The sequence below is a fragment of the Roseateles aquatilis genome (assembly GCF_002205645.1).
GTDB classification, from domain to species: domain Bacteria; phylum Pseudomonadota; class Gammaproteobacteria; order Burkholderiales; family Burkholderiaceae_C; genus Roseateles; species Roseateles aquatilis.
Genome location: NZ_NIOF01000006.1, coordinates 177,998 through 192,531 on the forward strand (window position 1 = coordinate 177,998; position 14,534 = coordinate 192,531).

Genomic DNA, 14,534 nt, shown 5'->3' on the forward strand with positions numbered 1-14,534 from the left:
CACCCAACCTCTTTCCACCTTGAGGATCGCCATGCGTATTCCGCTGCTTCACCGTCTTCCGTTCCTTTCCGGTTCGCACCGCGAGGCGACCCCGAACCCCCTGGACTTTCGACCACTGCCTTCCGGCACCGACAAGGCCGACGCCAAGGTCTGGACGGAACGCCTGGGGGATGCGCAGCGCCTGCTGGGGGAGATGAAGCGGGACATCGATCTGAGCGTCGCCCGCGCTGCTCAGCGGCCGGTCCAGTCGATGGCGGCGCCCATGCGTGCCATCAGTCCCCTGACCCTGCTCAAGACCTTGCTGCCCGGTCAGAAGCGCGGCGAGGCGCCAGCGCCTGAACTTCACGCCAATCGGGTCGCGCAAGGGGCCGTGGTGATGGCCGCGCCGCGAGACAAGGAGGCGGTTCTTTGGGCGGCGGCGTGTGTCCAGCATCACATCGGGCATGTGGTCGATCTGAGCACCTTTCCTGAGTCCCAGGCAATCGGCTCCTGCATGGGTAGGGGAGACCACCGAACCCGAGGCCGCCTGATCGCACGCTTCGACGCGCAGCCCACGTTCGGCGAAGTGGCGACCGCCCACAAGGACGTCAAGATGGATCGCGTGCAGGTCGCCCTGTCCGGCGCCAAGCACGGCGAAGACTTCGGAACGCAGAACCTGCTGTGGACGCGCGTTCCTATCTCGGCGGGCCACGCCATCTCCCCGCGGTTGCTGCTCGACCTGTGCCGGCACTTGGAGCGGCAGCCCCTGCCCAGGGGCGAGTCCGTGGCCTTTCAATGCGCCGACGGCGGTGACCGCGGCGCGGTCTTCGCGGCGGCGCATGCGTTGCATCAGCGTTTCCGCGCGGGCTCGCTGGATCGTCACAACCTGCAGGACGCCGTGCAGGAGGCTTGCGGGCAACTCCGCCTGAAGCGGGACGTGGCCTTGTTCGGAGGTGCCGAGTCCATCGCGTCGCTGCTGAGCTTCGGTGATCTGCTGATTGGTGGAGGCGGTGGGCCCCGCTCGATCCTGAAATCGACGACGTCCACGGCGGCCCGCGCCCCGGTCAAGACGCCGGTCACGAGTGGCGACCGCAGAATCCGGTTCAACGAAACCACCGAGGTCCAAGGCTTCTCGGATCGCTCGGCAGCCAAGCGATCGCTGGGCCGTTTCAACGGTGCTCTGGGAGCGCCGCTGGAACAGCTCAAGGAAGAAAAGAACCTGAACCGGGGGCGACGCAAGGGCTGACCGCATCCACGATCGCCCGCGCCACGACCTCCGCCGCCACCGCGCCGAGCAGGGCCATGTCCCCGTCGACATCGGCCGCGCCGGTGGCGAGCGAGAACATCACATCCCCGTCCATCACCGTGTGCACCGGCTGAATCGCCCGGGCCAGCCCGTCGTGCGCGATCTGCGCGAGCTTGGTGGCCTGGGCCTTTGTCAGGCGCGCGTCGGTGGCGATGACGCCGATCGTCGTGGCGCTGCCGGCGAGGCCGCCGCCGGGGCGCTCGCCGTCGAGCAGCGCCCGCACCGTCGAGCGCGGCAGACCGTCCGGCCCCCGCGTGCCGGCGATGACCGCGCCGGTGCGCGGATCCACCACGTCGCCGACCGCGTTCACCGCCACCATCGCCGCGAGCGTCATGCCGCCCACGCGCAGCGAGGCCATGCCGAGGCCGCCTTTCATCGCCCGGTCCACGCCGAGCAGCTTGCCGACGGTCGCGCCCGTGCCGGCGCCGACGCTGCCGCGGCGAACCTCGGACGCTGACGCGGCCTCGCACGCGGCCCGCCCGGCGGCTGCATCGGGCGCGGTCTCGCGACCGTGCAGCCAGAGGTCGAACAGCACCGCCGCCGGCACGATGGGCACGCGCGCCGAGCCGACCGCGAAACCGTGGCCGCGCTCCGCGAGCCAGTGCATCACGCCGTCCGCCGCGGCCAGGCCGAAGGCGCTGCCGCCGGCCAGCAGGATCGCATGGACCTGCTGGACGGTGTTCTCGGGACGCAGCAGGTCGGTGTCGCGCGTGCCGGGCGCGGCGCCGCGCACATCGACGCCCGCCGTGGCGCCGGCCTCGCACAGCACGACGCTGCAACCGGTCGGCGCGGCCGGATGGGTGTGGTGACCGACCTTCAGTCCGGCCACGTCGCACAGCCCGCCCGGACCCGCGGCATTGGCAGCGCTCAAGGCTGGGTGCCCAGCGGCTTGAGGTTGCCGCAGTCGCTGCCCAGCCAGCGGGCCTCGCCGGTGGACCGGATGGTCTCGGTCTTGCCGCCGCGCTGGCTGCGGATCTCCGACTTCGTCGTGTAGCGGTCGGGACCGGCGAAGGTGACCTCGGTCTCGCCTTCCGAGGCGGGATCGGTGCAGCGGAAGCTGCCGATCATCTTGTCGCCGCTGCGCTTCATGTCGTGCGAGCACTTGCCCTCGGTCTTGGGCATCAGCGCGCGCTCGGCCTGCTCCTTGCTGACGCAGGACTTGATGGTGATCGCGCCGTTCTGGCCCAGGTCCAGGCTGACGCCGCGCTGCGACATCATCTGCTCCATCATCTTGCGCTGCTCCGGCGGCATGGCGGCGATCTGCTTCTGCGCTTGCTCCATTTGGGCCTGGCGCTGCGGATCGAGCTGCGGGCGCTGCTTGAGCTCCCACAGGCCCGGCTTGATGTCCTGGGCCGACGACGGGATGGCGGCGGCGGCCAGCAGCAGACCGGCGACCAGCGGCGCGAACAACGGCGGCGCGGAGCGCGGGCCGGGGCGCCGAGAAATGATGCGATCGAGAGACATGGCGGGCTCCATCGCCGCATGGGGGGCGCGGCGCGATCCGGCAGTGTAGGGCGGCCCGCCCGGCTCGCCGACCCCCACGGTCGCGCGAGCCCGGGCGCCCGGTCAGGCGAAGACGCCGGCCGTGTCCTGCATGCGCCGGCTGACTTCGCCGAGGTGATGCATCGAGTCCCCGAACTGCATCTCCATGAGCGCCAGCCGCTTGAAGTAATGGCTGCCGACATATTCGTCGGTGACGCCGATGCCGCCATGCAACTGCGTGCATTGCTGGCCGACGAAACGCATCGCCTGGCCGAGCTGCACCTTCGCCTGCGAGATCGCGCGGCGGCGCGCGTCCGGCGCCTCGTTCAGCTTGAGCGTGGCGAAGTAGCTCATCGAGCGCGCCAGCTCCAGCTGCATCTTCACGTCGGCCATGCGGTGGCGCAGCGCCTGGAAGCTGGCGATGGCGACGCCGAACTGCTTGCGCGTGTTGAGGTATTCCGCCGTCAGCGCCACGAAGCGGTCCATCGCGCCGACCGCCTCCGCCGCCTGGGCGGCGATGGCGATGTCGACGGCGTGCTCCAGCGCCGCCAGCCCCCGGTCCGGACCGACGAGCAGCGTGGCCGGCGTGTCCTTCAGCGTCAGCTCCGCCGCGCGGGAGCCGTCGTGCAGCGCATAACCGCGCAGGGCGACACCGGCCGCGTCCTTGGCGACGAGGTACAGCGCGATGCCCGCGCCGGCACCGCCCGCGCGTGCCGGCACGATGAAGGCGTCGGCCTGGTCGCCGGCGGGGACGACGCTCTTGGCGCCGGTCAGCCGGTGGTCGGCGGTGGCGAGCGTGTCGCAGACATCGAGCCGATAACGCGCCGCGCGCTCCTGGTGCGCCAGCACGACCAGCGCCTCGCCGCCCGCGATGCGCGGCAGCCAGTCGGCCTGCACGGCGTCCGGCGCCTGGGCCAGCACCGCCGGCGCGATCAGGCCGCCCTGCGCGTAGGGCTCCATCACCAGGCCGCGGCCCAGTTCCTCCATCACCACCATCGCCTCGACCGGGCCGAAGCCCAGTCCGCCATGCGCCTCGGGCACCGCCAGCGCGGTCAGGCCCAGGCCGGCCAGCCCGTCCCAGGCGGCGCGCGAGAAGCCGCCGGCCTTGACGATGGCGCGGCGCTGCTCGAAGTCGTAATCCTTGTCGACGTAGCGACGCACGGCGTCGCGCAACGAAGTCTGGTCGTCGCTGAAATCGAAGTCCATGAACGTGTCTCCTCGGGTCCTGTCGGGTCGCGTCGCGCGGGGATCAGCCCAGCACCGTCTGGGCGACGATGTTGCGCTGCACCTCGTTGGAGCCGCCGTAGATCGTCGTCTTGCGATAGTTGAAGTAATGGCTGGCGAGCGGCGCGCAATGCGCCGCGCCGACCTGGTCGCCCTGCCAGCCGGCCTCCATCGCTTCCTGGATGAAGGGCGTGGCGAACGGGCCGGCGGCCAGCATCATGAGCTCGGTGTAGCGCTGCTGGATCTCGCTGCCGCGGATCTTGAGCAGCCCCGCCACGTCCAGCGACTGCTTGCCGCTGGACTCGGCCGAGAGCACGCGCAGCACCATCATCTCCAGCGCCACGATGTCGACCTCCAGCAGCGCGATCTGGTCGCGGAAGCGGGCGTCGTCGTAGACGCCTTCCGCCCGGGCGATGCGCTTGAGGCGCTCCAGCTCGCGCTTGGCGCGGTTCACGTCGGCGATGTTGGTGCGTTCGTGGGCCAGCAGGTATTTGGCGTAGGTCCAGCCCTTGTTCTCCTCGCCGACCAGGTTGCCCACCGGGACCTGGACGTCGTCGAAGAAGACTTCGTTGACCTCGTGCTCGCCGTCGAGCATGGTGATCGGCCGAACGGTCACGCCGGGCGACTTCATGTCGACCAGCAGGAAGGAGATGCCGGCCTGCGGCTTGACCGAGGGATCGGTGCGGACCAGGCAGAAGATCCAGTCCCCGTACTGGCCCAGCGTGGTCCAGGTCTTCTGGCCGTTGACGACGTAGACGTCGCCGCGGCGCTCGGCGCGGGTCTTGACCGAGGCCAGGTCGGAGCCCGAGCCCGGCTCGCTGTAGCCCTGGCTCCACCAGACGTCGCCGCTCATGATGCCGGGCAGGTGCCGCTCCTGCTGCTCGCGCGAGCCGAAGGCCATGATCACCGGCGCCACCATCACCGGCCCGAAGGGCACGACGCGCGGCGCGCCGGCCAGGGCGCATTCTTCCTCGAACAGATGGCGCTGCACCGCGTTCCAGCCCGGGCCGCCGAACTGCTTCGGCCAGGCCCAGCCGTGCCAGCCCTGCTTGCCCAGGATGCGCGCCCAGCGCTGCAGATCGTCCTTGTTCAGGCGCAGCGCGTTGTGCACCTTGTGGCTGATGTCCTGGGGCAGGTGGCCGGCCACCCACTGCCGGATCTCCGCCCGGAAGGCCTGCTCCTCGGGGGTGAAGTTGAGGTCCATGCGTCGTCTCCTGAGGTCTCGATGTCTCTGATCTTGGACTGCGGCGATTTTTAGCACGGGCGTTCGCTTTTTTCCTGTCCCGACCGGGACAAGGTCAGGGAGATGGAGAATGCGCGGCTCTCATTGCCAGGATGCCGCCATGTCCGACTCCCCCGCGACCGCATCGCCCCGTCCCGTGCTGGCCATCCACGGCGGGGCCGGCACGATCCGTCGCGACGGCATGTCCGCCGAGCTGGAAGCCGCGTATCGCGACGCGCTCGCCGTGATCCTGGCCGACGGCGCCAGGCGGCTGGCGGCCGGCGCCACGGCCGTCGACGTCGTCGTCGAGGCGGTGAGGCAACTGGAAGAGTGCGAGCTCTTCAATGCCGGCAAGGGCGCCGTCTACACCGCGGACGAGCGCCATGAGCTGGACGCCAGCGTGATGGACGGCCGCGACCGCTCGGCCGGCGCAGTGGCGGGCGTGACCCGCGTGCGCAACCCGGTGCTGGCGGCGCGGGCGGTGATGGCGCACAGCGGCCATGTGATGTTGATCGGCCCGGCGGCGGACGCGTTCGCGTTCGAGCAGGGGCTGGACCGGGTCGAGCCGACCTGGTTCGGGACGCCGCAGCGGCTGGCGCAGTTGCGCAGGGCGCGTGAACTCGCCCTCGGGCAGGTGCTGGACCATGACGGCCAGGCCGCGGAGCGGGCCGCGCGAGCCGCAAGCGATGCTGAAGCCGACAGCGGCAGGAATGTCGGCGGCGGCCCGATCGACGAGCGCGCCAAGTTCGGCACCGTCGGCGCGGTGGCCCTGGACGCGGCGGGCCATGTCGCCGCGGCCACCTCCACCGGCGGCATGACCAACAAGCGGCCGGGCCGCGTCGGCGACTCGCCGATCCTGGGCGCCGGCTGTTACGCGGACGACCGCGGCGTCGCCGTGTCCTGCACCGGCACCGGCGAGGCCTTCATGCGCGCCGCCGCCGCGCACGAGGTCGACGCGCTGGTGCGCATCGGCGGCTTGTCGTTGCGAGCCGCCTGCGAGCGCGTGGTGTTCGACGAACTCGGCGCCGTGAACGGGCAGGGCGGCCTGATCGCCGTCGACGCGCGCGGCGACGTCTGGCTCGGCTTCAACACCGAGGGCATGTACCGCGGCCACGTCCAGGCCGGGGCGGCACCGGTCGTGGGCATCTACCGGGACCGGTGAGCCACCGGGACCAGTGAGCGGCCGGCATGACCTTTGGGTCCTGCAGCGCCGGCCGATTCCGGGCACCATCGCGCCTCGGAGCCGACATCCCTGGAGCAGACATCCCCGACGCGGATGTTCCCGGCGCCGATGTTCGCGGTGCCGATCTCCGCGGCGATCGCCGGTCGGGCGGTGACGTGGCCGGCGAGCCGCCGTCCCCGGCCGGGCCGCCGGGCGGTGTTATGGTGCTGGCCGCATTGAATGGCAACGAGCTGCCGGGCGCATGGCGCCGACCCGGCGCTTCTACGAGTGGAGATTTGACGCTGTGATTCCGTCGCTGCAATCCGAAGGGCTGGTCCTGGCCGAGGTCAACGGCTGCCTCGGCCTGATCACCCTGAACCGGCCGCAGGCGCTCAACGCGCTGTCGCTGGCCATGATCCGCGACATGACCGCGCTGCTGAGCGCCTGGGCTGACGATCCGCGCATCCAGGCCGTGGCCGTGCTGGGCGCCGGCCGCGAGGGCAAGCCGGCGGCGTTCTGCGCCGGCGGTGACATCCGCTTCTTCCATCAGGCCGCGCTGGCCGGCGATGACGCACTGGACGCGTTCTTCACCGAGGAATACGCGCTCAACCACCTGATCCACCAGTTCCCCAAGCCCTACATCGCGCTGATGGACGGCGTGGTGATGGGCGGCGGCATGGGCATCAGCCAGGGCGCCAAGCTGCGCGTGCTGACCGAGCACTCCAAGCTGGCGATGCCCGAGACCAACATCGGCCTGTTTCCCGATGTCGGCGGCGGCTGGTTCCTGTCGCGCTGCCCGGGCCACAGCGGTGAATGGCTGGCGCTGACCGGCCAGGCCATCGGCGCCGGCGACGCGATCGAGCTGGGCCTGGGCGACGTCTTCGTCAAGAGCGGTGAGCTGCCCGCGATCATCGACGGCCTGCGGACCGGCGTGCAGGACAGTGCCGAGCATGTCGTCGCCACCGTGATGGAGCGGGCCGACCTGGCGCCAGTCGCCGAGCATTGGGCCTCGCGCGCGCTGATCAATCGCCACTTCAAGGCCGAGTCGGTGCAGGCGCTGTTCGCCTCGCTGGAGGCGGACACGGATCCCTGGGCACGGCAGACGCTGGCGACGCTGCGCAAGCGCTCGCCGCTGATGATGGCCGTGACGCTGGAGCAGATCCGCCGCGCCCGCGGCATGAGCCTGGCCGACGACCTGCGCATGGAGCGCGATCTGGTGCACCGCTGCTTCCACCTGCGTCCCGGCGCCGCGAGCGAGACGGTCGAGGGCATCCGCGCGCTGGCCGTCGACAAGGACCACGCGCCGAAGTGGAACCCCGCGACGATCGACGGCGTCCGTCGCGAGGATGTCGAGGCCTTCTTCCAGAGCCCCTGGACCGTCGCCGGGCACCCGCTGCGCGCGCTGGCCTGAGCCACGCTGTCCCTGTCCCTTCGGCAAGGGACACGGATGGCCCGTCCGGGCCGTTTCAGAAAATCTTCATGGCCGCTCCCTAGAGTCGCGCCGGTCTTCCACACCCGTGCGAAGCCGACGACGGAGTGGAGAAGAATGAAGATCCGACGAGGGGACGCGCACCTGCGCCGCGTGGCGACGTTGTGCGCGCTGGTGCTGGCGGCATGGGGGCCCGGCACGGTCTGGGCGGCACCCTCGCCCGATGCGCCGGAGAACGGGACACGCGACCGTCAGGTCGCCAAGGTCGAGGCGATGGCGCTGGAGCGTGTCGAGGTGCAGGGGCGCCACTACGACAACGGCGTCGGCAGCACCGATGCGGCCTCTCAGGGCACGATCCGCGCCGAGTTGCTGAAGAGCCGCCCCGCGCTGCGGCCCGGCGAGGTGCTCGAGTTCGTGCCCGGTCTGATCGTCACGCAGCACAGCGGCGACGGGAAGGCCAACCAGTACTTCCTGCGCGGCTTCAACCTGGACCACGGCACCGACTTCGCCACCACGGTGATGGGCCTGCCGGTGAACATGCCCAGCCATGCGCATGGCCAGGGCTACGCGGACCTGAACTTCCTGATCCCCGAGCTGGTCGAGCGCATCGACTACCGCAAGGGGCCATACTTCGCACGCAATGGCGACTTCTCCGCCGCCGGGTCGGCGGACATCGCCTACCAGCGCACGCTGGATGCGCCGTTCGTGAACCTCACGCTGGGCGAGGGGCGCTATCGCCGCGCGCTGGCCGCCGGCTCCACCGAGGTCGGCGCGGGCCTGCAACTGCTGGGCGCGGTCGAGGCGATGAGCAACGACGGCCCGTGGGCACTGCGCGAGGACCTGAGCCGCCGCAACCTGGTGCTGAGCCTGTCGGGCGGGTCGGGCCGCGACCGCTGGCGCGTCGGGCTGATGGACTACCGGGCCGACTGGACGTCCACCGACCAGGTTCCCGAGCGCCTGATCGCCGCGGGCAGTTTCCAGGGCCGGCCGTTCGGCCGCTTCGACGCGATCGATCCAAGCGACGGCGGCACCACGCGCCGCGGCAGCCTGTCGGGCGAATGGACGCGCGAGGACGAAGGCGCCACCACGCGCGTCGCCGCCTATGCGATGGCCTACAAGCTGTCGCTCTACTCGAACTTCACCTATGCGATGGAACGGCCGGACACCGGCGACCAATTCGCGCAGAAGGACGATCGCAAGGTCTACGGCTTCAGCGCCAGCCATGCGGTGGACCATGCGCTCGGCGGCCTGCCGGCGCGCAGCGAGGTCGGCGCGCAGGTGAGGCAGGACCGTGCTCGCGTGGGGCTCTTCGACACGCAGGATCGCGCCGTCATCGGCACGACGCGCGACGACCAGGTGCGCGAGACCCTGGCCGGCCTGCACGGCCAGACCAGCGTCGAGCTGACGCCGTGGGCCCGCGCCGTCGCGGGCGTGCGCGTGGACCAGGCGCGCTTCCGCGTGGACAGCCTGGGCAACGCGCAGAACTCCGGCAGCGCGCGCGCGACGCTGGTGTCGCCGAAGTGGTCGTTGGTGCTCGGCCCGTGGGCGCGCACGGAGTTGTTCGTCAACGCCGGTCGCGGTTTCCACAGCAACGACGCACGCGGCGTCACCGCCCGCGTCGATCCGCGCAGCGGAGATCCGGTCGACCCCGTGCCCGGTCTGGTGAAGGCGCGGGGCCATGAAATCGGAGCGCGCAGCGAGGTCCTGCCCGGCCTGCAGACCTCGCTGGCGCTGTGGAAGCTGGACTTCGATTCGGAGCTGGTCTACGTCGGCGACGCCGGCGCCACCGAGGCCAACCGGCCCAGCAAGCGCCGCGGCATCGAGTGGAACAACCGCTACGTGCCGCTGCCGTGGCTGCTGATCGACGCGGACCTGGCCTGGACGCATGCGCGGTTCTCCGATGCCGACCCGGCGGGCGACCGCATCCCCAACGCGGTCGACAAGGTGGCGTCGGTCGGCGTGACGGTGCGCGAGCTGGGGCCGTGGTCGGCCAGCCTGCAATGGCGGTATCTGGGCAGCGCCGCGCTGGTCGAGGACAACAGCGTCCGGTCGCGCTCGTCGCTGACGACGAACCTGCGCGTCAGTCGGCGCTTCGGCGCGAAGACGGAGCTGACGCTCGACGTCTTCAATCTCTTCGACCGCAAGGTCAACGACATCGAGTACTTCTACGAATCGCAACTGCCCGGCGAGTCCGCGCCGGTGGCCGATCGGCATGTGCATCCGGCGGAGCCGAGGGCGGTGCGGGTGACCTTGCGGCGCAGCTTCTGATCACCGCGTCGCGGCTTTCGAGGCAATGACCGTGATGGCTATGCGCAGGGGGACTGACCTACTGAAAGGAGTTCCCCCGTCGGGTGCGCTCTTCAGGGGGAATCGACAACGACGCCTTTGATTCGACACTGGCTGCCTTCGAGTCGAGGGGCTCGTGCAGTGGAAGGAGTGTCGTGATGACGATCGTTGAAACAAGGCCGACGGCGGGCATGTGGGCCGGCCAGCCAATGCAATCCGAGGCCGGCGAGCGGGTGCTTCGTCCCATGCCCGGACTTGAAGACCTGGTGCGGGTGTTGAGATGCCCCGAGACGCTGTTCGGCGGGCCATCGGACAGACTGGCCAAACGATGTACCCACCCCATCGATTGGGAGTCCGCACCCGAGACGCTCCGGGCGATTCTTGAGCCGTGGGGAACACGCTGCATGGACGTGGTGTTCCATCTCCAGCTTGGTGCCGAGGTGCTGAGAAGGCATGGGGTGCAGATCTGCCGAGGAGAAGCCTTCGTCCTGTTTCTTGCGGAAGAAGGCCCCCCCGATGTTTTCATTCAAATCTGTCTGGACACCTCGATCGATCGCGCCAGCGAGCTGACCTGGGAGCTCAACGACCGGGCGAACGATTTCGACGTGCCATCGGAAGGCTTTTGCATCGCCTTCATCACCGGGGAGCCCAGCGCGGAGGATCTCGAGTCCCTGATGCCCTTTGAAGAAGACGAGGATCTGGAGCTATGAGCCTCACCCCTTCTGATCTTCACAAGGAGTCCTCATGGCAATCAAGTCCGACGATCTGATGCGACTGGCCCGAGAGCAATCCCGGAACGCCGGAGAGCCGTGGTGGCGATCGGCCATCTCGCGAGCCTACTACGCGTCCTATCACCGATGTCTTCAATGGGAGCTTGCATTGCCGCACCGAGGGACCGCGGTTCCGCGGGGCCGTGGCGTCCATCGGCAGTTGATTGATCGATTGAATGCGCCTGTCAGCGCTTGCACGCTTGAACAGGTGAAGAAGTCCAAGGACCTTGGACGATTGATGCATCTGCAAAGAGAGCGGCGTGTCGCTGCTGACTATCGGCTTTCCGACGACGTGGGGATCGAGCAGATGAAGCAACAGATGCGAGATGCCCGGCAGGTCTTTCGAGCATGCAGACGCTAGTTCATTCAACGCGCGACGGCCACCGCATGAACGGTGGCCGTCGCAGTCAAGTCAATCGATCCGGTTGAATCAGCCGCGACGCTGGCGACGCGTCACCACGCCCATCGCCGCCAGGCCCGCCAGCATCAGCGCGAAGCTTTCCGGCTCCGGCACGGCCGAGATCGAGACGTCGTCGAAGGCCAGCTGGCCGGCGCCGGCGCCGAAGCCGATCGACTGCGCGGTGCCGTTGAACGCCAGCGACAGCCGGTCCCAATGGCAGAAGCCCGAATCCGAGCAGCCCAGCGTCGCGTTGTCCGTCAGCGAGAACGTGCCCAGCACGGAGCCGGTGCCGTTCAGGCCGCTGTAGATCGTCACGGCGTCGGCGAAGGCAGCGGCGGCCGAGTAGAAGAACGACACCTCGCCGGTGAAGCCCTTGGCGACGTTCATGAACGCGCCCGTGTCGAACGTGAACATCACGCCGCCCATGCTCGGCGCGTTGGTGAAGTAGGTGCCCAGGGCATCGTTGGCCAGGCCCAGCGCCGGCTCGGTGAAGGACACGCCCAGGTTGGGACCGGCGCCGCCGTTGTAGTAGTCGCCGATGGGGGCGAAGCTGGTCGGGCCGTCGAAGTCGATCACGGTCGGGGCGGCGAGGGCCGGTGTGGCGGCCAGCGCGCCGACCAGGGTCAGCGCCAGCAGGGCGGGGGAGGAAACACGCTTCATGGATCTTTCTCCAGGTGAGGTTCGGAACAGGACTGGCGCGAGTCTCGATTTCGACCAAGGCAGTTACGTGACGAATGTCTCGATCCACGGGTTTTCCGCGTCCCCGATTTCGGGTGACGCGTAGAGGCCCACGGCAACCGTTCTGTCACGGCTCGGTCAAGGGGGCTGCCTACGCTTTGCGTGACTTTTTTCGCATTCGGTCCCTGAAGCCCCTGAAAGAACCTGGAGAAGAACTCATGCGTTTCCCCTTCGCACGACGTGACGTCGCGATCGCCGCCCTCGCGGCGCTCGGCTCGACCACCCTGTCCCTGACGCCCACCACCGTCGCGGCCGCGGGCAAGACGCCCGGCCGCTATGTCAGCGGCGACTTCCACAACCACACCACCTGCTCGGACGGCTCGATCTCGATGCAGAAGCTGGTGAAGAAGGTCACCGACAAGGTCGACACGCCCTGGGGCCTGGACTGGTTCGTCCAGGCCGGTCACGGCGGCAACGGCAATCGCAACTGCACGCTGGTGGAGGACGAGTCGCTGTCCACCCCGTCCTATCCCTACGTGGCCGGCAAGGGCCCGACGACGACCTGGTCCAACAGCATCGGCGCGGCCAACATCAAGGGCGACGGCGGCGGCGTGGGCGGCAACGGCAACATGTGGCGCTGGCAGTCGATCCAGGAGTTCCAGTACCCGGTGCTGGAGTACCTGGCCGTGGCGAAGAACCAGCCGCTGTTCATCGGCATGGAGTCGGTGGTCGCGGGCCATGAGCACACCTCGATGTCCATCGTGACCGGCCAGATGCCGGCCGCCATCGACAACACCACGCTGCCGGCCAGCGGCAGCTTCGCCGCGCTGGGCAACGCCAACGCGCTGGCGCAGTGGTCCTACTGCTTCGACCGCGGCGACACCGACAAGAGCCGCGGCAACGTGACCGGTTCCAACGTCGGCAACAACTGGAACTGCGCGGTCCCCGGCAGCGCGAGCGAGTCCGACCCGAGCTGGAACGCCGCCGCGCAGAAGCTGATCCCCGCCGGTGGCACCGGCACCGGCACCCGCGGCCACCTGAAGACGGTCGAGGCGCTGAAGTGGATGGCGCGCTTCCACCCCGACGCCAGCTACTACGTGCCCGCCCACCTGGAGCGCGCCGGCCCGTTCTACGCCGACGGCAACCAGGGCTTCAACGTCGAGCACCTGCGCAACTTCAACAACGCCGCGCCGGCCGTCGCCTTCGGCTTCGAGTCGCAGCCGGGCCACGGCGCGTCCAGCAACCGCGGCGAGTACCAGGTCAACCGCAACACCTTCGGCTCGCAGAAGGTGGACTCGGTCGGCGGCACCACCTTCGGCGGCACCGGCGTCTACGCGGGCATCGTCGGCGGCGTGTGGGACGCGCTGCTCGGCGAGGGCCGCAACTTCTGGTTCTTCGCCAGCTCCGACTGGCACAACCGCGGCAGCTTCGGTCCCGACGACCGCCGCTCCACGCAAGACTTCTACCCGGGCGAGTACCAGCGCACCAGCGTGATGGTGCGCAACGGCAGCGACAAGCTGCGTCCGCAGGCGATCGTCAACGGCCTGCGCTCGGGCAACGCGTTCTCGACCACCGGTCAGTTGATCGACCGCCTGTCGCTGGTGGCCTGCGCGTCCTACCCCGGCCTCGGTGCCCGCACCAACGCCGCGGTGGAAGCGATCGCGGTGACCGCGGCGACCAACAACACCGATACCGACGTGGCCGGCTGCGCCACGATGGGCGAGAAGCTGGTGGTGCGCCCGGGCGCGGAGATCGTCGTCGCCGTCGTCGTGCGCGACCCGGCGGGCACGAACTACTCGCCGTACAGCTTCCCCAACCCGTCGCTGCTGCAGGTCGGCGTCAACCAGCCGATCAACCAGCCGGTGCTGGACCACATCGACCTGATCCGCGGCATGGTGACCGGCTACCGCACCCCGGGCAGCGCCGATTACGCCGGCGAATGGCCGCGCAACACCGACTGGCTGCGCACCGACGGCACCACGACCGGCCTGGCCAACGTGCCGGCCGCCGCCAAGAACACCACCGCCGCCGTGATCCGCACCTTCAACGGCGCGGGCGCGACGCCGTGGGTCAAGGTGAACTCGGGTGTCGACAACTCGGTGTTCCTGAAGATGAGCTACCGCATCCCGGCGGTGACGGCCTCGCAGTACGTGCGCCTGCGCGGCACCAACCTGCCGGCGGCGGTGCCGTTCGAGACCGACCCGAGCGGCAACCCGCTGGCCGACCTCTACACCAACGCCAACGACACGACCAAGCTGCGCATCCCTTGCACGACGGTGGGCACCAACGTGCCGGCCAACGGCGGCACCTACACGGGCACCACGATCGACGGCTGCCCGGCGCACCTGCCGGTCGTCGGCGGCGTGAAGTACGTGGCCTACGACGTGGCGGCGTGGTCGGACCTCTGGTTCTACAGCAACCCGGTCTACGTCGAAGTCACCGGCACCACGCAAGTCGCCGGCGTGAAGTGATGACGGCCTGATCCCGACGGCGCGCGCCGCCGCGGTCCTCGCGGGCCGGCGTGCGCCGACGGGCCTTGAAGCGCCGCGCGTTCTCGCGCGGCGCGTTTGCATTTCCAGACTTCCCTTCCGGTCCG

At 69.6% G+C, this 14,534-nt stretch carries 12 protein-coding genes; 7 read left to right on the forward strand and 5 right to left on the reverse strand.

The window, feature by feature from the left end:
* The first annotated feature begins 31 nt into the window (after positions 1 to 31).
* Positions 32 to 1,225: a hypothetical protein gene (locus CDN99_RS15080; protein WP_088385685.1), complete on the forward strand. Its 1,194-nt coding sequence runs from the start codon at positions 32 to 34 to the stop codon at positions 1,223 to 1,225.
* Here the strand turns inward: CDN99_RS15080 and CDN99_RS15085 are convergent.
* The 4 genes from CDN99_RS15085 to CDN99_RS15100 all read right to left on the reverse strand — a co-directional run bounded on the left by CDN99_RS15085 (position 1,182) and on the right by CDN99_RS15100 (position 5,195).
* Entirely contained in the window at positions 1,182 to 2,156 is a 975-nt protein-coding gene (locus CDN99_RS15085) for a P1 family peptidase (protein WP_088385686.1), read from the reverse strand. The genes CDN99_RS15080 and CDN99_RS15085 overlap by 44 nt on opposite strands.
* Positions 2,153 to 2,749 (reverse strand): DUF3617 family protein, encoded by a 597-nt coding sequence (locus CDN99_RS15090; RefSeq protein WP_158218849.1) that lies wholly within the window; start codon positions 2,747 to 2,749, stop codon positions 2,153 to 2,155. The genes CDN99_RS15085 and CDN99_RS15090 overlap by 4 nt, the downstream gene beginning before the upstream one ends.
* Before the next feature lie 102 nt (positions 2,750 to 2,851).
* Positions 2,852 to 3,973 (reverse strand): acyl-CoA dehydrogenase family protein, encoded by a 1,122-nt coding sequence (locus CDN99_RS15095; RefSeq protein WP_088385688.1) that lies wholly within the window; start codon positions 3,971 to 3,973, stop codon positions 2,852 to 2,854.
* Positions 3,974 to 4,016: 43 nt separating this feature from the next.
* Positions 4,017 to 5,195 (reverse strand): acyl-CoA dehydrogenase family protein, encoded by a 1,179-nt coding sequence (locus CDN99_RS15100; protein ID WP_088385689.1) that lies wholly within the window; start codon positions 5,193 to 5,195, stop codon positions 4,017 to 4,019.
* 139 nt (positions 5,196 to 5,334) lie between these two features.
* On the opposite strand from CDN99_RS15100, the gene CDN99_RS15105 reads away from it, so the two are divergent.
* From CDN99_RS15105 to CDN99_RS28250, 5 genes are all read left to right on the forward strand, one after another.
* Positions 5,335 to 6,375, forward strand: coding sequence for an isoaspartyl peptidase/L-asparaginase family protein (locus CDN99_RS15105; protein ID WP_088385690.1), 1,041 nt, complete (start codon positions 5,335 to 5,337; stop codon positions 6,373 to 6,375).
* A 262-nt stretch (positions 6,376 to 6,637) separates the two neighbouring features.
* Complete coding sequence (locus CDN99_RS15110; protein ID WP_088385691.1) at positions 6,638 to 7,786, forward strand: enoyl-CoA hydratase/isomerase family protein; 1,149 nt, start codon at positions 6,638 to 6,640, stop codon at positions 7,784 to 7,786.
* A gap of 135 nt (positions 7,787 to 7,921) precedes the next feature.
* Positions 7,922 to 10,072 (forward strand): TonB-dependent receptor, encoded by a 2,151-nt coding sequence (locus CDN99_RS15115; protein ID WP_202820279.1) that lies wholly within the window; start codon positions 7,922 to 7,924, stop codon positions 10,070 to 10,072.
* A gap of 176 nt (positions 10,073 to 10,248) precedes the next feature.
* Entirely contained in the window at positions 10,249 to 10,800 is a 552-nt protein-coding gene (locus CDN99_RS15120; RefSeq protein ID WP_088385692.1) for a hypothetical protein, read from the forward strand.
* A 34-nt stretch (positions 10,801 to 10,834) separates the two neighbouring features.
* Complete coding sequence (locus CDN99_RS28250; protein ID WP_141100798.1) at positions 10,835 to 11,221, forward strand: HEPN domain-containing protein; 387 nt, start codon at positions 10,835 to 10,837, stop codon at positions 11,219 to 11,221.
* A 69-nt stretch (positions 11,222 to 11,290) separates the two neighbouring features.
* Here CDN99_RS28250 and CDN99_RS15125 read toward each other — a convergent pair whose 3' ends face one another.
* Positions 11,291 to 11,920, reverse strand: coding sequence for a PEP-CTERM sorting domain-containing protein (locus CDN99_RS15125; protein WP_088385693.1), 630 nt, complete (start codon positions 11,918 to 11,920; stop codon positions 11,291 to 11,293).
* Positions 11,921 to 12,156: 236 nt separating this feature from the next.
* Here CDN99_RS15125 and CDN99_RS15130 point away from each other — a divergent pair, with 236 nt between their 5' ends.
* Positions 12,157 to 14,409, forward strand: coding sequence for a hypothetical protein (locus tag CDN99_RS15130; protein ID WP_088385694.1), 2,253 nt, complete (start codon positions 12,157 to 12,159; stop codon positions 14,407 to 14,409).
* Positions 14,410 to 14,534 lie beyond the last annotated feature (125 nt).